The organism is Vibrio sp. Scap24 (assembly GCF_013394185.1).
Classification (GTDB): Bacteria; Pseudomonadota; Gammaproteobacteria; order Enterobacterales; family Vibrionaceae; genus Vibrio; species Vibrio pomeroyi.
Genome location: NZ_CP041332.1, coordinates 2,836,901 through 2,856,479 on the forward strand (window position 1 = coordinate 2,836,901; position 19,579 = coordinate 2,856,479).

Annotated in this window: 19 protein-coding genes, 7 tRNA genes and 1 other RNA gene; 16 read left to right on the forward strand and 11 right to left on the reverse strand. The window is 43.2% G+C overall.

Annotated features, from left to right (window positions below; all coding sequences use genetic code 11):
• Positions 1 to 482: 482 nt before the first annotated feature.
• The 7 genes from FLM53_RS12615 to FLM53_RS12645 all read right to left on the reverse strand — a co-directional run bounded on the left by FLM53_RS12615 (position 483) and on the right by FLM53_RS12645 (position 1,690).
• A tRNA-Tyr gene (locus FLM53_RS12615) sits at positions 483 to 567 on the reverse strand.
• 102 nt (positions 568 to 669) lie between these two features.
• Positions 670 to 754: transfer RNA gene (locus tag FLM53_RS12620), tRNA-Tyr, on the reverse strand.
• 102 nt (positions 755 to 856) lie between these two features.
• A tRNA-Tyr gene (locus FLM53_RS12625) sits at positions 857 to 941 on the reverse strand.
• Between the two features lie 102 nt (positions 942 to 1,043).
• Positions 1,044 to 1,128: transfer RNA gene (locus FLM53_RS12630), tRNA-Tyr, on the reverse strand.
• 102 nt (positions 1,129 to 1,230) lie between these two features.
• Positions 1,231 to 1,315, reverse strand: a tRNA-Tyr gene (locus FLM53_RS12635).
• Positions 1,316 to 1,417: 102 nt separating this feature from the next.
• A tRNA-Tyr gene (locus FLM53_RS12640) sits at positions 1,418 to 1,502 on the reverse strand.
• Between the two features lie 103 nt (positions 1,503 to 1,605).
• A tRNA-Tyr gene (locus FLM53_RS12645) sits at positions 1,606 to 1,690 on the reverse strand.
• Between the two features lie 389 nt (positions 1,691 to 2,079).
• Here FLM53_RS12645 and FLM53_RS12650 point away from each other — a divergent pair.
• Positions 2,080 to 3,156 carry an efflux RND transporter periplasmic adaptor subunit gene (locus tag FLM53_RS12650; RefSeq protein WP_176681754.1) on the forward strand — a complete coding sequence of 359 codons (1,077 nt, stop codon included), beginning with the start codon at positions 2,080 to 2,082 and terminating at the stop codon, positions 3,154 to 3,156.
• Positions 3,156 to 6,269 carry a vibriobactin export RND transporter permease subunit VexH gene (gene vexH, locus FLM53_RS12655; protein WP_108020301.1) on the forward strand — a complete coding sequence of 1,038 codons (3,114 nt, stop codon included), beginning with the start codon at positions 3,156 to 3,158 and terminating at the stop codon, positions 6,267 to 6,269. The genes FLM53_RS12650 and vexH overlap by 1 nt, the downstream gene beginning before the upstream one ends.
• Before the next feature lie 170 nt (positions 6,270 to 6,439).
• Here vexH and FLM53_RS12660 read toward each other — a convergent pair whose 3' ends face one another.
• The gene (locus FLM53_RS12660) at positions 6,440 to 6,763 is read right to left on the reverse strand and encodes a DUF1244 domain-containing protein (RefSeq protein WP_176681753.1); all 324 of its coding nucleotides are present in this window, start codon (positions 6,761 to 6,763) and stop codon (positions 6,440 to 6,442) included.
• Between the two features lie 235 nt (positions 6,764 to 6,998).
• Between FLM53_RS12660 and FLM53_RS12665 the strand changes: the two genes are divergently transcribed.
• From FLM53_RS12665 to FLM53_RS12700, 8 genes are all read left to right on the forward strand, one after another.
• On the forward strand, positions 6,999 to 7,493 hold the full coding sequence (locus tag FLM53_RS12665; RefSeq protein ID WP_176681752.1) for a hypothetical protein: 495 nt from the start codon (positions 6,999 to 7,001) through the stop codon (positions 7,491 to 7,493).
• A gap of 448 nt (positions 7,494 to 7,941) precedes the next feature.
• Positions 7,942 to 8,607, forward strand: coding sequence for an NAD(P)H-binding protein (locus tag FLM53_RS12670; RefSeq protein WP_176681751.1), 666 nt, complete (start codon positions 7,942 to 7,944; stop codon positions 8,605 to 8,607).
• 61 nt (positions 8,608 to 8,668) lie between these two features.
• Entirely contained in the window at positions 8,669 to 9,175 is a 507-nt protein-coding gene (locus FLM53_RS12675) for a chalcone isomerase family protein (RefSeq protein ID WP_176681750.1), read from the forward strand.
• A 79-nt stretch (positions 9,176 to 9,254) separates the two neighbouring features.
• Positions 9,255 to 9,752, forward strand: coding sequence for a hypothetical protein (locus tag FLM53_RS12680; protein WP_239847142.1), 498 nt, complete (start codon positions 9,255 to 9,257; stop codon positions 9,750 to 9,752).
• Between the two features lie 53 nt (positions 9,753 to 9,805).
• The gene (locus FLM53_RS12685) at positions 9,806 to 10,672 is read left to right on the forward strand and encodes a DUF302 domain-containing protein (RefSeq protein ID WP_176681748.1); all 867 of its coding nucleotides are present in this window, start codon (positions 9,806 to 9,808) and stop codon (positions 10,670 to 10,672) included.
• A gap of 172 nt (positions 10,673 to 10,844) precedes the next feature.
• Positions 10,845 to 11,546, forward strand: a complete 702-nt coding sequence (locus tag FLM53_RS12690; RefSeq protein ID WP_176681747.1) for a hypothetical protein — start codon at positions 10,845 to 10,847, stop codon at positions 11,544 to 11,546.
• Between the two features lie 16 nt (positions 11,547 to 11,562).
• On the forward strand, positions 11,563 to 12,111 hold the full coding sequence (locus FLM53_RS12695; protein ID WP_176681746.1) for a DUF3332 family protein: 549 nt from the start codon (positions 11,563 to 11,565) through the stop codon (positions 12,109 to 12,111).
• An 83-nt stretch (positions 12,112 to 12,194) separates the two neighbouring features.
• Positions 12,195 to 12,467, forward strand: a complete 273-nt coding sequence (locus tag FLM53_RS12700; protein WP_048609268.1) for a hypothetical protein — start codon at positions 12,195 to 12,197, stop codon at positions 12,465 to 12,467.
• A 98-nt stretch (positions 12,468 to 12,565) separates the two neighbouring features.
• Here the strand turns inward: FLM53_RS12700 and FLM53_RS12705 are convergent, their stop codons facing one another.
• Positions 12,566 to 13,633, reverse strand: coding sequence for a PLP-dependent cysteine synthase family protein (locus FLM53_RS12705; RefSeq protein ID WP_176681745.1), 1,068 nt, complete (start codon positions 13,631 to 13,633; stop codon positions 12,566 to 12,568).
• Positions 13,634 to 13,762: 129 nt separating this feature from the next.
• Here FLM53_RS12705 and FLM53_RS12710 point away from each other — a divergent pair, with 129 nt between their 5' ends.
• Together FLM53_RS12710 and FLM53_RS12715 are read left to right on the forward strand one after the other, a co-directional pair.
• Positions 13,763 to 14,236 carry an Lrp/AsnC family transcriptional regulator gene (locus FLM53_RS12710; RefSeq protein WP_017631052.1) on the forward strand — a complete coding sequence of 158 codons (474 nt, stop codon included), beginning with the start codon at positions 13,763 to 13,765 and terminating at the stop codon, positions 14,234 to 14,236.
• Positions 14,237 to 14,307: 71 nt separating this feature from the next.
• The gene (locus tag FLM53_RS12715) at positions 14,308 to 14,973 is read left to right on the forward strand and encodes a hypothetical protein (protein ID WP_176681744.1); all 666 of its coding nucleotides are present in this window, start codon (positions 14,308 to 14,310) and stop codon (positions 14,971 to 14,973) included.
• A 99-nt stretch (positions 14,974 to 15,072) separates the two neighbouring features.
• On the opposite strand, the gene tesB is transcribed toward FLM53_RS12715, so the two are convergent.
• Entirely contained in the window at positions 15,073 to 15,933 is an 861-nt protein-coding gene (gene tesB, locus FLM53_RS12720) for an acyl-CoA thioesterase II (protein WP_026084268.1), read from the reverse strand.
• A gap of 167 nt (positions 15,934 to 16,100) precedes the next feature.
• Between tesB and FLM53_RS12725 the strand changes: the two genes are divergently transcribed.
• On the forward strand, positions 16,101 to 16,541 hold the full coding sequence (locus tag FLM53_RS12725; RefSeq protein ID WP_176681743.1) for a YbaY family lipoprotein: 441 nt from the start codon (positions 16,101 to 16,103) through the stop codon (positions 16,539 to 16,541).
• 58 nt (positions 16,542 to 16,599) lie between these two features.
• Here the strand turns inward: FLM53_RS12725 and FLM53_RS12730 are convergent, their stop codons facing one another.
• On the reverse strand, positions 16,600 to 16,902 hold the full coding sequence (locus FLM53_RS12730) for an MGMT family protein (protein WP_017631048.1): 303 nt from the start codon (positions 16,900 to 16,902) through the stop codon (positions 16,600 to 16,602).
• Positions 16,903 to 16,953: 51 nt separating this feature from the next.
• Between FLM53_RS12730 and FLM53_RS12735 the strand changes: the two genes are divergently transcribed.
• The 3 genes from FLM53_RS12735 to FLM53_RS12745 all read left to right on the forward strand — a co-directional run bounded on the left by FLM53_RS12735 (position 16,954) and on the right by FLM53_RS12745 (position 19,542).
• Complete coding sequence (locus tag FLM53_RS12735) at positions 16,954 to 17,697, forward strand: hypothetical protein (RefSeq protein WP_017631047.1); 744 nt, start codon at positions 16,954 to 16,956, stop codon at positions 17,695 to 17,697.
• 245 nt (positions 17,698 to 17,942) lie between these two features.
• An RNA gene (gene ffs, locus FLM53_RS12740) (signal recognition particle sRNA small type) lies at positions 17,943 to 18,039 on the forward strand.
• A 93-nt stretch (positions 18,040 to 18,132) separates the two neighbouring features.
• Positions 18,133 to 19,542, forward strand: a complete 1,410-nt coding sequence (locus FLM53_RS12745) for a site-specific integrase (RefSeq protein WP_176681742.1) — start codon at positions 18,133 to 18,135, stop codon at positions 19,540 to 19,542.
• Positions 19,543 to 19,579 lie beyond the last annotated feature (37 nt).

Consider the following 19,579-nt stretch of genomic DNA (forward strand, 5'->3'; position numbering starts at 1 on the left):
GTTTGTAGACACAGTACCATCACGACAGTTATTTATAGTGATACTTTGTGCTGATGGTGAGTTAAGCTGAACGTAAGTTACTCATTCTATTTAGATATTCAATCGGGGTATCTAACCAAAATAGGGGTGTTAATCGTGACGACTGAGTTTTTCGAGCCGATACTAGAACCTGAACTACCACTACAGCAGAAACAACAAATAGCGGATGAGTGTGAGGAGCATGTGTCTACAAACTGCTTAGGTTGCGCTGCTTACTTGGTATGTGAACGCCACATGGAAGTCTGGAGAGACTGAGCGCTCAGTGCTCTTCAAGAAATTCAATCCTGTTGTTAGATCTACGGATAGAAGTTTGAAGTGTTGAACTTGGACAGAAGCGGCTTTAAGTCTAACCTTGATAAGGCAGGGCTTACCAATAAAGCGTTCAGAAACGAAAAAAGCCAACTCAATGAGTTGGCTTTTCGATTTTCCAATTAAGGAGAATATGGTGGAGGGAGACGGATTCGAACCATCGAAGGCAGTGCCGGCAGATTTACAGTCTGCTCCCTTTGGCCACTCGGGAACCCCTCCAGGGTGTGTCTTACTCTTCACAAAGTAAGCCTAAATTGATGTTTTCCCATAAGCCCATCAACTAGGTTGTTCTCTTAACTCTCGAAAGAGGTAAGAAGAATATGGTGGAGGGAGACGGATTCGAACCATCGAAGGCAGTGCCGGCAGATTTACAGTCTGCTCCCTTTGGCCACTCGGGAACCCCTCCAGGGTGTGTCTTACTTTTCACAAAGTAAGCCTAAATTGATGTTTTCCCATAAGCCCATCAATCAGGTTGTTCTCTTAACTCTTAAAAGAGATAAGAAGAATATGGTGGAGGGAGACGGATTCGAACCATCGAAGGCAGTGCCGGCAGATTTACAGTCTGCTCCCTTTGGCCACTCGGGAACCCCTCCAGGGTGTGTCTTACTCTTCACAAAGTAAGCCTAAATTGATGTTTTCCCATAAGCCCATCAACTAGGTTGTTCTCTTAACTCTCGAAAGAGGTAAGAAGAATATGGTGGAGGGAGACGGATTCGAACCATCGAAGGCAGTGCCGGCAGATTTACAGTCTGCTCCCTTTGGCCACTCGGGAACCCCTCCAGGGTGTGTCTTACTTTTCACAAAGTAAGCCTAAATTGATGTTTTCCCATAAGCCCATCAATCAGGTTGTTCTCTTAACTCTCGAAAGAGGTAAGAAGAATATGGTGGAGGGAGACGGATTCGAACCATCGAAGGCAGTGCCGGCAGATTTACAGTCTGCTCCCTTTGGCCACTCGGGAACCCCTCCAGGGTGTGTCTTACTCTTCACAAAGTAAGCCTAAATTGATGTTTTCCCATAAGCCCATCAACTAGGTTGTTCTCTTAACTCTCGAAAGAGGTAAGAAGAATATGGTGGAGGGAGACGGATTCGAACCATCGAAGGCAGTGCCGGCAGATTTACAGTCTGCTCCCTTTGGCCACTCGGGAACCCCTCCAGGGTGTGTCTTACTTTTCACAAAGTAAGCCTAAATTGATGTTTTCCCATAAGCCCATCAATCAGGTTGTTCTCTTAACTCTTAAAAGAGGTAAGAAGAAATATGGTGGAGGGAGACGGATTCGAACCATCGAAGGCGGAGCCGGCAGATTTACAGTCTGCTCCCTTTGGCCACTCGGGAACCCCTCCAGGGTGTTTTTTCCTAACTCATAATGGATAGGCTAAAGAGATGTTTTTCCCAACGCATCTCTCAAGTGCGGAGCGCATCATAGCAAACACGTTAAACGTGTAAAGGGTTTTTCTTATGGTTTTGTGTTAAATGCTGCCTTTTTGGGCAAAGATGGCGAAAAGTACGCATATTGCTCGTGAAGTGAACATCTGTACTAAGGTTTACGTACTGAGGGGTAACACCTTGAGGTGATTGGCTTTCTGTATTGTGTTCAATGTGTCTAAAACGTGATGAAACGTAAATGGAATTTAATCTAGATTTACACTTCTTGACGTTACAGTATTCATTAGTTGATAGAATACGGTTAATTTCATTTATAGATAATAAATCTTACTTGCAGACCATTATTATGAAGCATAAATCTGTTATAACCCTGCTTAGCTTGTCTATTCTTATGGCGTCTCCAGCCGCACTTGCTAAACGTATGGGCCCTAGCACTGTCACTGTTGTTACTGAGCAGGTTGATATTCACCAAGTTAGCCAATCTCTTTCTTTGGTCGGTAAGTTAGAAGCCGAACAATCTGTAATGATCACTTCTGAAGTGGCTGGCCGAGTCGACTCTATCAAGATCAAAGCGAACCAAGATGTCACTAAAGGGCAGATGTTGGTTCAGCTAGACGACGATAAAGCGAAAGCCGCCGTTGCAGAAGCTCAAGCATATCTAAAAGACGAACAACGTAAGCTGGCGGAATTTCAACGCCTAGTGAAACGTAACGCGATCACTCAAACGGAAATTGATGCACAGAAAACCAATGTTGAGATTGCAAATGCTCGTTTAGCTGCGGCAAATGCCAACCTAAAAGATCTTCACATCAGCGCACCTTTCTCTGGCACGGTCGGTTTTATCGACTTTAGCCGAGGCAAAATGGTGACATCAGGCACTGAACTGGTGACTCTAGATGATCTGTCTGTGATGCAGTTAGACCTGCAGATCCCAGAACGCTACCTTTCAATGCTATCAAAAGGCATGAAAGTCACCGCTCGCACTAGCGCGTGGGGCGATACTCAATTTACCGGTACAGTGGTTGGCATTGATTCTCGTATCAACGCTGAAACCCTGAACCTGCGAGTTCGAATTCACTTCGACAACAATAACGATTACCTAAAGCCAGGCATGTTAGTGTCGGCTGATATGGACTTCCCGCCGGTTGAAGCGCCGATCATCCCAGTACAAGCGTTGGAGTACTCAGGCACTAAACGCTTTGTTTACGTGATTGGTGAAGACAATAAAGCGACTCGTACCGAAGTTTTCCTTGGCGCACGTATCGATAACGAAGTTGTGATCGAAAAGGGCATCGAGATTGGCCAGAAAATCGTTGTTCAAGGCATTGTGAATATGCGTGACGGTGTGTTGGTTCAAGAGCTCGCTGTTAATCGCCCAGCAGATTCTGCAAGCGATAAAAAAGCACAAGAAGGCGCTAACTAATGTTGTTATCTGATGTTTCTGTAAAGAGACCAGTAGCGGCTGTCGTATTGAGCCTGCTATTGGTTGTGTTTGGTATTGTCTCTTTCAATAAGCTCGCCGTGCGTGAGATGCCTGATATTGAAAGCCCAGTGGTTTCGATCAGTACTCGTTACGAGGGTGCATCGGCCACCATCATTGAAAGCCAAATAACCTCCAATCTTGAAGACCAGTTATCCGGAATCAGTGGTATCGATGAGATCGAGTCCACGACGCGTAACGGCATGTCGCGTATCACGATTACTTTCGAACTGGGTTACGACCTTAATACGGGTGTCAGTGATGTTCGTGATGCGGTAGCTCGTGCACAGCGTTCTTTGCCAGATGAAGCCGACGATCCGATTGTTTATAAGAACAATGGTAGCGGCGAAGCATCGGTTTATATCAACCTAAGTTCAACCGAAATGGACCGAACGCAGTTAACCGACTACACAGAACGTGTGTTGATTGACCGTTTCAGTTTGATCTCTGGCGTGAGCTCGGTGGATATCTCGGGTGGCTTGTACAAAGTAATGTACGTGAAGCTTAAACCTGCGCTGATGGCTGGCCGTGGTGTTACTGCGTCTGACATTACTGCAGCGTTGAACAGTGAGAACATTGAAAGCCCGGGCGGTGAAGTTCGTAACGATGCGATCGTGATGTCGGTTCGTACTGCGCGTTCTTACACTGAAGCGAAAGACTTCGAATACCTAGTCGTAAAACGTGCTTCTGATAACACACCTATTTACTTGAAAGATGTAGCGGATGTTTACATCGGTGCCGAGAACGAAAACTCGACCTTTAAGAGTGACGGCGTTGTTAACGTAAGTATGGGTATTGTGCCTCAATCAGATGCAAACCCACTTGAGGTGGCTGACTTAGTCCATAAAGAAGTTGAAGCGATTCAGAAATTCCTGCCTGACGGTACGCGTCTGGCTGTCGATTATGACTCAACGGTCTTTATCGATCGTTCTATCTCAGAGGTATACAGCACACTCTTTATTACGGGTGGCTTGGTTATCCTTGTGCTTTACGTCTTTATTGGTCAAGCACGTGCAACGTTGATCCCAGCAGTAACGGTTCCTGTATCTTTGATCTCGTCGTTTATCGCAGCATACTACTTTGGTTTCTCTATTAACCTGATTACCTTGATGGCTCTTATCCTATCTATCGGTCTGGTTGTAGATGACGCCATCGTAGTAGTAGAGAACATTTTCCACCATATTGAGCGCGGCGAATCGCCATTGCTTGCCGCTTATAAAGGTACGCGTGAAGTAGGCTTTGCGGTAATCGCAACGACGCTTGTATTGGTAATGGTATTCCTGCCAATCTCGTTCATGGATGGCATGGTAGGTCTTCTGTTTACTGAGTTCTCTGTATTGCTGGCGATGTCAGTGATCTTCTCGTCTGTCGTGGCATTAACGTTAACGCCAGTTCTGGGCAGTAAGATCCTAAAAGCGAATGTGAAACCTAACCGCTTCAACTTATTCATTGAGCGCGTGTTCGGCAAGCTTGAAAAAGGTTACAGAGCGGTATTGCGTCGTGCTCTAAACTGGCGCTGGGCAGCTCCAATCATCATTATTGCGTGTATGGGCGGTAGTTATGGTTTGATGCAACAAGTGCCTTCGCAACTGACTCCGCAAGAAGACCGTGGTGTTATCTTTGCGTTCGTACGTGGTGCTGATGCAACCAGTTACAACCGAATGTCTGCCAACATGGACATCGTTGAAGAGCGCCTAATGCCGTTACTTGGTCAAGGTTTCTTGAAATCATTCAGCATTCAATCACCAGCATTTGGTGGTAATGCGGGCGACCAAACAGGCTTCGTTATCATGATCCTAGAAGATTGGGACGAGCGCGATGTGACCGCGCAAGAAGCCTTGAATGAAGTTCGTAAATCGTTGAATGGCATCCCTGATGTACGTGTATTCCCGTTCATGCCGGGCTTCAAAGGTGGTTCAAGTGAGCCCGTTCAATTCGTACTTGGCGGTTCTGATTACACCGAACTTCAGAAGTGGGGCGAACTGTTAAAGCAAGCCGCTGAAGATTCACCAATGATGGAAGGCGCGGACATCGATTACTCTGAGAAAACACCAGAGCTATTGGTAACCGTAGATAAGCAGCGTGCCGCAGAGTTAGGTGTGAGTGTTTCTGATATTTCAGATACGTTAGAAATCATGCTTGGCGGCCGCAGTGAAACTACTTTCGTTGACCGTGGTGAAGAGTACGATGTTTACCTGCGTGGTGATGAAAACAGCTTCAACAACGCCAACGATTTAAGTCAAATCTACATGCGAACTCAGTCTGGCGAATTAGTCACGCTTGATACGCTGACACACATTGAAGAAGTGGCATCATCGATTCGTTTGTCGCACTACAACAAGCAAAAGTCGGTGACCATCAAAGCGAACCTAATGGAAGGTTATACGCTGGGTGATGCGTTAGATTTCCTTGATGAACAAGCGATTGAACAACTGCCGGGTGATATCTCAGTAAGCTACTCTGGTGAGTCTAAAGATTTCAAAGAGAACCAATCGAGCATCTTAGTGGTGTTTGCGTTAGCGATGTTGGTAGCGTACTTGGTACTTGCGGCGCAGTTTGAGAGCTTCATTAACCCGCTGGTGGTGATGTTCACCGTACCTATGGGTATCTTTGGTGGCTTCTTAGGCTTGGTGCTGATGAGCCAAGGTCTCAACGTGTACAGCCAGATCGGTATGATCATGTTGATCGGCATGGTAACCAAAAACGGTATCTTGATCGTAGAGTTTGCTAACCAACTTCGTGACCGTGGTATCGAGTTTGAAAAGGCGATCATTGATGCTTCGGCTCGACGTTTACGTCCAATCATGATGACGGCATTTACTACGCTAGCAGGTGCAATTCCATTGATTACCTCAACGGGGGCGGGCTATGAAAGCCGAGTGGCCGTGGGTACGGTTATCTTCTTCGGTATGGGCTTTGCGACCTTGGTTACTCTGTTCGTAATCCCTGCGATGTATCGATTGATTTCTGGTACAACACGTTCTCCGGGTCACGTAGAAGCGCTTCTAAACAAAGAGCTAAGCCATGACAACGTGGGCAGAACTAGCCACGGTTAATCTGAGTGCTTAATCACGTCGATTAGTAGCAACGCTAATCAATAAAGCCCGACAACCTGTTAGTTGTCGGGCTTTTTGTTTGCTAAATATTGATGATTGAAAGTAGGAATGCGTTCAATCGAAAATAAAACTTCGCTCAGGATACGAATTCTTATTTGGTGTTCAATTTCTTAACTCTTTTTCGCTTGGCGAGCTTCAAATGCGGCCAATTGTTCAGGCGTCGCTTTCGGTTGATGGTTAGCTTTCCAATCATCGTAAGTCATGCCATAAACACGTTCACGTGCATCGTCTAAATCTAAATCGACTCCCATCAATTCAGCTTCTGCTGCATACCATTTGCTAAAGCAATTTCGGCAAAAGCCAGCCAAGATCATTAGGTCGATGTTTTGCACGTCTTTATTGTTGTCTAGATGAGATAATAGGCGACGAAATGAAGCGGCATCTAGCTTGTCTTGTTCTTCTTGAGTTAGTTGCTTGTATTTGAATTCAGCCAAAACTCTTTCCTTTTCAAGTTAATGATTATCCTTAATTAGAGTCTACACGGCTGCGAGATTGACGCCAATACTCATTCACTCTGGTTTGAGTATGTACCCCTCATATTTCTAGGTCCTCGTAGGATAATAAAATTACAACTAGACCGGTCGGTCTGTGTTGTGTATTATTCATTCAACACTTCAAATTAGACAATCAGATCATTGAAGCAGTAAACCGGAGAGAGGAGATCAAAGCATGACATTAGCATTTGAAACATACTTGGCTATTGGTTTATCGATGGCGTTGTTAAGCCTTTGGAAAACCTATTCAGGGCCTGCTATTGCCGCGTTTCTATCTTACTCCTACCCAGAAATGCTGTTGTTTAATTTAATCCCAGCGATGATTGCTGCGTATGCAGGTTGGAAAATTGCACCCGTCTATTTAACCTTATTTAAGAAACAAAAAGGCGCTGTCTTTAAACCTAAGCTCAGAAAATTCATGAAAAAATGGGATCAATACGGCCAACTTTCGATGGCTATTTTGGCTCCTGTTTTAGTCGGAATTCCGAGTTATACCTTTGTTTCGAAAAGATTGAATCAAAGTGGCGTGAAAACATTTGGCATGCTGACATTGTCTATTTTAGGCTGGAGTAGCTTGGCTTATAGCTGTTTTGCATTCCTAGATGTTGGTCAGTATGTGGCGATAGAGAACATTATTCCCGAGTCTGTTCTTGAGAATATTCAGCAATAAATAGATCAATTTACACAACTTGCAGTGAGCAAAACGCAGTCTAACTCCTAACACGTAAAGTGTTCATGTTGTTTCGTTGCCATTGGCGATTTGAAAGCTATGATCCCCCTAGATATCCTCATTGAGCTCTCGCTCGGTTTTAAGTACCAAACATTTCAACGGCTCATTTAATGACCAAGTCATCTATATCTATACTGATACTTAAATCGGCTCTTACCGGTTCTTGTAGTATCAGTAATGATCTCCCCAAAACTTGTCGAGCGTTCACATTTTAACCCCTCACTAATCAGATCTATATTCCATATCCCAATGCGTTTCAGCTTCGAATATGTAAACCGATCAGTCTAATTCTGACAAAGTTGACAATATCCTGACTAGACCGGTCGGTTTGTTGCGTTTATTATATATACAACGTCGAGACGACATAACTTTAAACGGTGAATTCCATATGAATAGATCAATCATTATTGCTGGTTCGAGTGGCTTAGTTGGACGAGAAACGCTGAGTACTTTATTAGGCAGTCAGAATATCAGTACTGTTTACGCACTGTCTCGACGTGAACTCAATACGCAACATCAGAAATTGAAGCAGATAATTGACAGTAATCTAAGTGTTCCTGCAATCCATTTAGATTCAGATCTTCCGGACGTTGGGATTATCGCTTTAGGTAGCACGATTAAAAAATCGGGTACCAAAGATAAACTTCGCGCAATTGATGTTGACCTAGTCGTGTCGACTGCAGAAAACATGAAAGATCTTGGAGTGAAACACCTGATCGTCGTGTCATGTCTTGGAGCTGATAGTAAAGCTCGCTCACATTACCTTCGCTGCAAAGGGGAGATGGAAAATGACGTTGAATTACTTGATTTTGAGAAAACGACTTTCCTACATCCGGGCCCGTTGGCGGGGGATCGACAGGAGAAGAGAACTGATGAAAAGTTACTTCAAGGTGCTCTTAAGGTACTTAAGCCGATGATGATCGGCAGAATGAAAAAATATCGACCAATTCAAGCATCGAATATTGCAAACAGCATTTTGGTTCATTTGACATTTCCTAGCTCAAGAAAGGTGGAGAGATTAGATTCTCTCGACATGATGAAGCTAGCGTCCTAGCCCCATCTCGGCATGAGCGAGTACCTGCGATGTTTAAACCTGAATGTAGGAAGAGATACCAATGAGATACAAAGTAACATTTTTGTTGATGACTCTTGTGATGGCCGGGGAAGCGTTCAGTCATGAGCTAAAAGCCGAGTCTTCGCATGCGCAATTTGATTCGTGGGTATACGATGATTATCGAATGGTCGCAGAAAATACTCGCACATTATGGTTTGTCGACTATTACGATATTAGACACTTGAAAAGCAAAGAAGGTGATAGCGCACTTCTATTGACGTTTACGCCTGAGAAGTTAACACAAGGAAAAGTCACAACAGCCACGATTGAGGCGCTGGAAGAGTCAAACCCAGGCATCAATATGAAAGACTCAAATATTCAAAAACTAGTGGATAGCCTATCCATGCCGCTGATTAAAGGCGATGTGATTGCCATTATCTACAGAGGGGAAACGATGCAGATTCAATATAACAATGACGTTGTGTATCAGGCTAAAGCATCTTCAAAACAGAGTGTTGCTTTAAGGAATATCTGGCTAGGCGAGACCCCTGTTGATGATTTGCTATAACAGCCAACTAAAGTGGGGCAAGTTCCTCATGATAATGGTGTTAACTTTGCCATCGTTCGTTGCTATGAGTGGAGAAAATATGATGACGAGAATTGAGAAAGCTGAGTACAGAGAGTTTGCGAAGGGACTTAAGTATGAGTTGGTATTTCGAAACTTAGGTAAACAGGTATTTTCTGAACTCAAACATAACCCGCCAGGCAGTATGACAGCAAACAGCTTGGACTTGCTCAGTAAAATGGAGCAACACAATACCATTGTGATGAACCCTGTCCGCAAACAACATGGCGTTGATAGCACTATTCATTGTAAAGATAAGTTTTTTGCTAAAACAGTGACGTTGTCTTTGAAAGTGATGCCATATTTAGGGGCGAGATATTTAGAGGGCAGCGCAGAGCGATTTGTTCATCAGCTCAAGGATATTCAAGCATCCAGCCCAGTCGGTTATGAAAAAGAAATGACTTATATGGTTGAGCATGAAAAAGCGCTGTATGGGTACTTAGTCCATTTGAATGATGGTGACCTAAAGCGCGCTCACTCGGTCCTTGAAGACTTTGTTTCCGAACATAATATTCAATAGATTTGATTGTTTCGTTTGCCTTCAATCATTTTCAAACTCTAGAGAGGTTATCTATGAAAAAACTGTCTTTAATTGCTTTGTTTGTTCTGCCCATTCTAGGTTGCGAAACGACCGTTGATCAGAACGCTCATCAATCTCAACTAAATGCCGTTGATGATAGTGTGCTCATTGTTGATCGAAACGCTGAAGATAACGGGTTAGATAAAGTGTTAACTATCGACCATTCTCGATTAGCTGAACAGGCAAGTGAATATTTAGCACCAAGTCGAGTGGACTTTTATACCGACGACCAGCTGAATATTCAGTTGCTCAAAGACAGTTTACAAGTAGGGCTCGATTTACCATTTCGTGTTTTGAATTATGTTGAAAATGGCGAGCAAAAAGTAATTTATACCGATGCTCAGTTTATTCAAAAGCGATACGGAATAATGGATAACGAAGCCCTTGAGCAGTACGCAGAAAAAACGGCATCGCTAACTAATGGGCTAGATAACATTGCACCAGTTCAGAGCGAAGGCTTAACAAAGAACTACGGCATTGAAACATTAGTATCAGAGTATGATTTTGAAACGACACTGAACAATATTAAACGAGATGTTCTTGCTCAAGGTGACACGGTTTGGTTTATGAACTGGGATTTTAAGGCTAGAGCAGAAGCGATTGGTGAGTCACTACCTAATGCGACCCTGCTCGTTTTTGGTGGGCCAGCGCCAGGTGCAAAAGCAATGACCGATTTCCCAAGTATTGGATTGGATGCTTTTGGCCAAAAAGTATTAGTGACTGAAGAAAACGGTCAAGTGACGGTTGCTTACAATAATATTGTCGACATGTCTGAACTCCATTATCAGGACAATGCAATTTCTCATAAGGTCATCAACTTTCGATTGGGTAAAACTCTCGGCGGTGCGGTAGAAAAATAATCTATCGCCTTACGATTTATATCGATAATTAACATCTAATTAATTCACATTAATAAAAATCCATGTTTTTAAAATTATGGCGTGGCTTTTTATTACCTAAAAACAACGGCTAATTTAATAGCCTAATTTTAACGCTGCCATTTTGGCATTGAAATTTAACCATTGGAATATCATGAAAACACAATTTTTAACATTATCTTCTTTATTTGTTATTTCTTTTTCTAGTGTAGTATCTGCAAACGATACAACGAATGCAGAAAATGTAGAACAAGAGGTACAAGCTGAAAATAATTATCACAATCAAGATATCAGAAATGTTCAGAGTAGTATTAAAGCTGGATACGATACACAAGAGTTTGATCGATATGACGTGAATATAATAGGCGTTGAAGCTACCTACGGTATTAATGATAAAGCTAGCATCGGTTTAAGCTACGATACTCTTGATATTGACTTTGGTAATGATAAATTAAATGACCATTATGATAGAGAAGATGTCATTACACTATCTGGCCAATACAATATTTCAAATAACATTGTTATTGATGGTGAGTGGAATATCTCTGGAGACTACGACAATCTTACCGTCGGTGGTAACTACGTCGCTGATGCTGGCTTTGGTGCATGGAACGTGGGCGCCAACTATTCAACGGGTGATGTGAGCGACGGTTTTGACCTAGAAGCGGGCGTTTTGGTGCCATTTGGTAACATGTATTACCGCGGTGATTTTACTTACTTCTTGGATTCTGATGTCGACACTGTGTTTGAAAATGCTCTGGGTTGGACTAACGGCAATGTTGATGTGAATGCATCCGTAACTATGTATGAATTTGACGATACCTCTGTTGGTATCGAATTCGGTTACTATTTCTAAGTTGTAGGTAGATGAAATGAAAATCTTCAGTAAAAAGAGCTCAATCAAGCTTGCGGGTATCCTGTTACTTGTCCCAATTCTTAGCGGTTGTGTCGGTAGCAATTTCACGACTAAAAAGTTAATGGAATTCAACATAAAGGTTGTTGATAACCGCTATGCACGTGGCGGTGTTAACTTCTTATTGGTACCCGTTTATGGCTTTACAACATTGGCAGATTACTTCGTTGTTAACTCAATCGAGTTCTGGACGGGGTCAAACCCTTTCGACGGCACTCCGCATATCTTTGATAGTAAAGTCGAGACAATGATTGATATTAATGGAGATCTTGATCCTTCACTGCGTGATGCACCGATTGATCCTCTGACGTACCACAACATTGAAGACAGCCACATAAGAACCATTGACGAAAATACTATTGAGATGGAAGTGACTTATGTTGACGGCACTTCTTCAACGGTAACCGGCGTGAAGGAAGGTGCAAACGTTAAGTACTTTGTTGATGGTGAGTTTGTCTCTGAAACCTCTGTAGAGGCGTTATCAGAAGCATTTGAAGTGAGCTCATAATCATCCATTGTTAAAGTGAACTTTATTGTTCGCCTATTATTTCTAATATTTACGATTAATAATCAAACTTTCAGGATATTAATATGAATCAATTTGGCGTGACGGGTTTTATTGTGAAAAGTAGCCTGACTAAAAAGAATATTCAACCTGTCGATGATATTTCTTATCCGGGGTGTAGCTTTTTAGTGCAAACAGATAACTTTCTAGTGTCATGTTGTTCATTAGATAAATATATTGATAATGCGTTTGAAACTCTGTTTAACACAAAAGGTAAAGTTAAACTGGAAGGGTTTTTGTTTGTAGATACTTATAGTGATAATGCATCTTTGTCTGTAGTGACAAAAATAACACAGTAATAGCGATTAATAAGTTTCTTAATAGGGGCTTGTTATAAAGAAAAAGGACGAAGTTAACTTCGTCCTTTTTGTTATTGTAAACTTGTTAGTTAATGAACTTAAGCCAGTTCACCCGTTTGAGAGAAAGCTTCCAACTTCGCTGCGTAAGGTTGTAGGTCACCAATGTTGTTGTTCACCCACTCGTCATTGAAGTAAGTGTCTAGGTAACGCTCGCCGCTATCACAAAGCAAAGTCACGATAGAGCCTTTCTCACCGCATGCTTTCATCTCGCTTGCCAGTTGAAGCACACCGTACATGTTGGTACCCGTAGATGCGCCAACCTTGCGACCAAGAATGTCTGACAACCAATGTGTCGTAGCGATGCTTGCTGCGTCTGGAATTTTACGCATTTCGTCAACCACACCAGGAATGAAGCTTGGTTCTGCTCGTGGGCGACCAATGCCTTCGATCTTGCTGAATGTGTTGCCTTTCACGTTCGTATTGCCTGTTTTGAAGTACTCATGGAATACTGAGTTCTCAGGGTCGACAACACAAAGCTTAGTCTCATGCTGTTGGTAACGAATGAAACGGCCGATCGTTGCTGAAGTACCACCCGTACCTGGGCTCATTACTACCCAAGTTGGAACTGGGTGATCTTCCATCTGCATTTGATTGAAAATCGAGTTCGCGATGTTGTTGTTACCACGCCAGTCGGTTGCACGTTCAGCGTAAGTAAATTGGTCCATGTAGTGGCCATTAAGTTCCGTCGCTAAGCGGCGAGACTCGTCGTAAATTTCATCTGAACGATCAACAAGGTGTGCTTGGCCGCCGTAGAATTCAATCTGTTCAATCTTTTTCTTCGCTGTGCATTTCGGCATGACCGCAATAAATGGAAGACCAAGTAGGCGAGCAAAGTACGCTTCAGACACAGCCGTGCTACCAGATGACGATTCAATGATCGTGGTTTCTGGGCCAACCCAACCGTTACAGATAGCGTATAAGAACAGAGAACGCGCCAAACGGTGCTTCAAAGAGCCAGTTGGGTGTGTGCTTTCATCTTTAAGGTAGATATCAATGCCTTCGATGCTTGGAAGGTCTAGTTTGATAAGGTGCGTATCCGCTGAGCGTTGGTAGTCGGCTTCAATTTTACGAATCGCGTTGTTAATCCATTGATGGTCAGTGCACATAAGCGTTCTCCTGATCTTGTGTAGGAATTTCTTGTAATTGGTATGGTTATAATTTAGCTAGAACTGGAGAGAAAAACTTTGCCATATTTGCTTTGTTTTGACTAAAATGTAGAAAATTATTCTATTTAAATGCGATTTGGTGAAAGTGTGATAGATGCCGTAGATAAAAAAATATTAGGGTTGTTACAGGAAGACAGCACGCTGTCACTGAACGATATTTCTGAAGCCGTTAACCTCACGACAACGCCCTGCTGGAAGCGACTCAAGCGTCTTGAAGAGAACGGCATCATCGAAAAAAGGGTGGCGTTGCTGAATCCTGAGAAGTTAGATCTTTCTTTTACTGCGTTCGTATTGGTGAAAACCAGTGATCATTCTCATGAGTGGTATGGGCGCTTTGTGAATACTGTGTCGGATTTTCCAGAAGTGATGGAGTTTTATCGCATGGCCGGTGAGTATGATTATATGATGAAGGTGCAGGTTAAAGACATGAAGTGCTTTGATGACTTCTATAAACGCTTAGTTAACAGCATTGATGGGATTTCTAATGTGACCTCAACGTTTGCTATGGAACCATTGAAGTACACAACTGCATTACCACTATAGTTAACTTTAGCACTACGCTACATCTTGTCTCAGTCTAGGCATCGCCTCTGCGATAAAGAAAAGGATTATTCATGTTTGCAAAAGTTTCTACCGCTATCCAATTGGTGTTAGCTGTCTCCATTTTTTATTTGGGCTACACCATCTACTCGTTCACCAATAAAGTCGGTGAAATCGTCGATACTTACCCACAAGTTATCGAGGATTTATCAGGCCTCACCAAAGGGTTAAAAGTCGAAGAGATGTTAGCGTTTGCTGAGCATGTCAGTGAATTGGCTCCTCAGGTGCTAGACACGGTTGATGAAGTGAGAAAAACCATCGATCAAGTTAACCAAACCGTTTCGTCTGTTGATGGCAAAATTCCCGCGATTTTGGATGAAGTGAAAAACGTTCGTACCGAAGTCGAGCAGGTAAGAACCGAGGTTATCCCACCAGCACTGACCGAATTGAAACGTTACCGTGTCGATGTGATGCCACCAATGCTTGCGGAAAGTAAATCTTACCGCGAACAAACTATCCCTGTTGTTGTGGCTGAATCTGAAATGCTGAGAGCAGAAGTGCCGGGTATCTTGGATCAAGCAAACCTACTAGCAGATAAGAGTAAAGCACTCGCTCAGGGCGCTGCCGAAGGTGCTGTGAAAGGGGTAGTGCTGTCACCATTCAACCTGCTTAGAGATGCGGGAGACGGTATTAAAACGCGAGTTCAAAGTGAATTCGAGCCGACGCTAGAAACTGAATAGAACTATTGATTCTTGAACAATGGTTCTCCGTTGATGTTAGAAAAAAGGGGCTAGGTATGATACCTAGCCCCTTATTGTTTGGTGTGCGAGTTGAATGACTTACTTAGTAAAGCGCATCACACCTTCTTGAACGGCAGTCGCTACTAGCTCACCTTTCTGGTTATAGATCTCGCCGCGCACTAGGCCACGAGTGTTGGCTGCTGTCGGGCTTTCAATCGCATAAAGCAACCACTCATCCATTTTGAACGGACGGTGGAACCAGATCGAGTGGTCAATCGTCGCAACTTGGAAGTTGGGTGTCATGATAGACACTTCATGAGGGTGAAGCGCCGTCACCAAGAATCCCCAATCCGATGCATAAGCAAGCAGGTATTGGTGAATAAGTTGGTTATCTGGCAGCGCACCATTCGCTCTCACCCAAAGATACTGCTTTGCTTCGGTCTTTTTAGGCTTCAGTGGGTTAACAACCGTAACAGGGCGCATCTCAATCGGCTTTTCACCACAGAAGGTCTTACGTAGCTTCTCTGGCAGGAACTCCGCAATGTGACTTGCTAGCTCAGTTTCAGAAGCAAAGTTCTCTGGCCCAGGGATGTTTGGCATTTCATTTTGGTGTTCAAAACCTGGTGCATCACCATGGTAAGAAGCCGTGAGATAGAAAATAGGGCGGCCATTTTGAATCGCTTTAACACGGCGTGTGCTGAAGCTGCGTCCATCTCTTAGGTTCTCAACATCGTAAATAATTGGCTTTTCAGGATCGCCGGGAAACAGAAAATAACTGTGGAACGAGTGAACACTACGGTCATCTTGAACAGTGTAACGAGCAGCCGAAAGCGCTTGTCCCAATACCTGACCGCCGTAAACTTGTGGCAGGCCAAGGTTCTCACTTTGCCCACGGAATAAACCTTCTTCCAGTTTCTCTAGCTGAAGTAAACTTAGTAATTCTTGTAAAGGTTGACTCATCGCCAGCATTCCTCTTCGTAAAATGGATGTCAGATTATGGTGTTAATCATTAAGATTAGTCAGATATCTGTCAATAAATCATAGGGTTTCAAGACAGAATATGAAAGCTCTCTTATAATTAGCGGGTAGATTTGCCAGTCCGGCAAACATGTTGAGAGAAATTGAATATGAAAAAGGCTCTAATTCTTATTACGTCTTTAGTATCGTTTGGCCTACTTGTTGGCTGCCAAGCAACATCAGAAACGAACGCTTCTCAGGAAGTGGCTGCAGAGAACACTCAAGTGATTTCAGGAACAGTAAGCTATCGCGAAAGAATTGCATTGCCAGAGAATGCAGTGGTTACCGTAACGCTAGAAGATATTTCACTGGCTGACGCACCATCGACTGTTATCGCAACTCAAGAATTCACCACTGACGGTAAGCAAGTACCGTTCGCATTCGAGCTGAGCTACGACAACAACAAAATTCAACCTAACCACCGTTACAACATGCGCGCATCGATTCATGTTGACGGCAAACTACGTTTCACAACGGACACGATTAAGTCAGTAATTACTGATGTAGAAAATACACAACAAGTAGACCTACGCTTGGTTGGTGTTCGTTAATTAAAATAGATGCCACAGTTAAGGCATCTTAATTAACGTCTTTCGATATATGGCAGCTCTAGGGCTGCCATTTGTATATTCTGAGCTTGACCTTTCCTGCGTCACTCACTTCAATCCCTTCTTCAACCAGATGTTTCTTCTGGCGATCAAACGAATCACCCTTCAAAGAGATCTCGCCTTTACTGTTGATCACACGATACCAAGGCAGTTTGCTTCCTTCTGGTAAATTCCCCAGCGCTTTTCCTACATGTCGCGCATAGCCCGGAAATCCTGAAAAACGTGCTATGTCTCCATAAGTTGTTACTTTCCCATATGGAATTTGGTGAATCACAGCAAAGATTTGGCTCAAAAATTGGTCCATACTAATTGTTCCTAGTTCATTAATACCACGGATCGGTAGAAGGAGAGAGCTATGGTTTTTTCGACATTTCAATTTCTAATTACAACATTATTAGCCGTTGTTTGCGCTAGAGCAATCAGTTTAAGTGAAGGGGACATCCCAGTGCTTGCTATGGTCATTCCTGCATTATGGATTCTGCCGCAGGGTGGTATCGCAGGTTTAGCTTTGCTTGCTGCCATGACGACTTACGGTTTAACCCTTCCTTTACAGCCAATCACGCTTTCGGTCAGTGCATGGGTGCTATTCCCACTGCTTATGGTTGTTTTCTCAAGACGCAGCAGTTTGTCCGTCGTGATTATTTCAGGTTTGATTGTCACCACCTTACAGGTTGGGATTATGGTCACGCAATCGGCAGGAAAGCTTGATGGCGCACCTTGGATTACCACACTGCAGACGTTATCTATCATAGTGATTTGGTGGGCCGCGAATCACCTGAAACCTGCGAGTCGACACAGCTGGTGGTCATTGGGCTTAATATTGCCATTATGGATAGCCGACTTACCTTATGCGGCTTTGGTGGCCTTGTGTGTCACGGGCATTATGGCATCGATGGAAACACTCAATCGATTGAAAACTTTCCGTTGGAACAAGCTCCTGTGTTGGACTCTGCCCACGGTTGGCTTTGCTGCTCTGGTGATAACGCCAAGCATTGAAGTACCAAGCCCTGTGTTTGTGGTGTGGTTATGCTTGTTGGGTACCGCATGGATGACAGACTACATCATTCGAACGGAAGAGAACGAAGACGCCGATCTCTAGTTGTGATTCGGTAATGGTTCGCTCTTCTTGAGAAGAGCTAGTACTTGCAGCTTGAATCAATGTGTTATGAAACAAAGACAAAGGTGATGCTTTATCCGACAGTTTTACTGTGTGTTGGGTAAAGGGTAATCACTTGAACCACATTTGTTTAAAAAGAGTCGCTTTGTGCTTGCAATGGTTGCTGCGATGCTTAATAATCCAATCACTCTTTGAGGCAAGCCTCTTAGAAAAAGAATCTATGGAGGCTCTGGTCCTCCCGCAACACTAACTTGTGAACTCGGTCAGGCCTGGAAGGGAGCAGCCGCAGCAGGCGACGTGTGTGCCGGGATGTGGCTGGGGCTTCCACCCTTCTACTGCTTTATCTTTACTTATCAAGTAATTACTCCCCTAGCTATAACAATGAAAGCAAATTGGTACTAAACAGTGGTACTAAACATGCGCTATCTCACTAGAAAACCATCTGGAATTTGGTACTTTCGCTATCAAATACCTAAAGCATTTCAAGCTCAATTCTATAATCGAACTGAATTTAAAAGATCCTTGCACACAAGAGATTATCAGCGTGCTGCTTTACTTGCGCTGAAGCTAGAGCTTGAACTTAGGCAAAAGATTGCTGATCCCAAAAATCAATTTGACTCCACACAGATCAATGGCGAACCTGTCTTAGTGTCTGTTACTACTAAATCTAGATTACAAGAATCGAAGAGCTCTACAGGTGATCTAAAAGGATTTACTTATGAAGAGGTCAAAAAGCCAAGCATTGAGTTAGAAGATGTTATAGCGAGCTATGCAAAGGAAAAGCGTGCCAAAAATGTTGGTGAGTCGAGTATTAAAGACGTAGCTTCAAACGTGAGATTAGTACATGCCCTTATTGGCACTACAAATCTTATGGAGGTATCCCGAGATGATGTGATGGATGCCATTGAGCTGTTGCGTTCCCTTCCTAAAGACCTGAATAACCCAAGAAACAAAAAATACTTTGGTGGAATGACGGTACTTGAAGCCATTGAAAGAAATAAAGAGCTTGGATTACCTACAATCATTGATGTAACAGCAGCTAGATACATACAAAGGTGCTCCAGCTTATATAGCTGGGCGTGTAGGCACTTGGAACTACCTAAAAATCCATTCGCAGATTTATCGACTTCGATTAAAAATAACGACACTAGAGATGAAAAAGACCGCAAAAAGCCTTTCTCATTAGTGGATTTGAAAGATATCTTTTCACATGAAGTATTTACTCTTGGTAAGTTAGGTTCTAAGCCTCGAAGTCGGCATAAGCTGAATTACCAGTACTGGGTTCCACTCATTTGTCTATTGTCTTCTATGCGCCCAAATGAATGCTGTCAATTGCGAAATGTCGATGTTCAAACTATTGATGGCGTTTTGTGCTTTGTTTTGTCAAATGAACATTCCTCACAAAGCCTGAAGAACAAAACAGCCAAACGGACTATTCCCGTTCACAAACAACTTATTGCACTGGGTTTTCAGCAGTATTTGAATTTGGTTAAGACTGAAGAGTGGCTTTTCCCTGAGCTTACATACACTGAGAGGGCTAAGTTCTACGGCAAGGTTGATAGTTGGTTCCGTCGTCAATTTACCGAAAAAATGGCGCTGACGAAGCAAGCTAAGTCGTTTTACAGTTTCCGTCATACCTTCATCGACTTTTATGCAAAGAACGGTGGTATACAGCCTATCCATAGACAATTGGTAGGGCATCTTAATGGGGACATTACCAATGATGTTTATGGTAGTAAATTTGATGCGCTGGCGCTTAAAGCGGAAGTTGACCGAGTCGAATTTAGAGGGCTTTTTGAAAAAATCACTCCATGGATAGCGCTTTAAGTTTGATGTGAAAAAGTCTTTTTTAAGGTTCTCCACA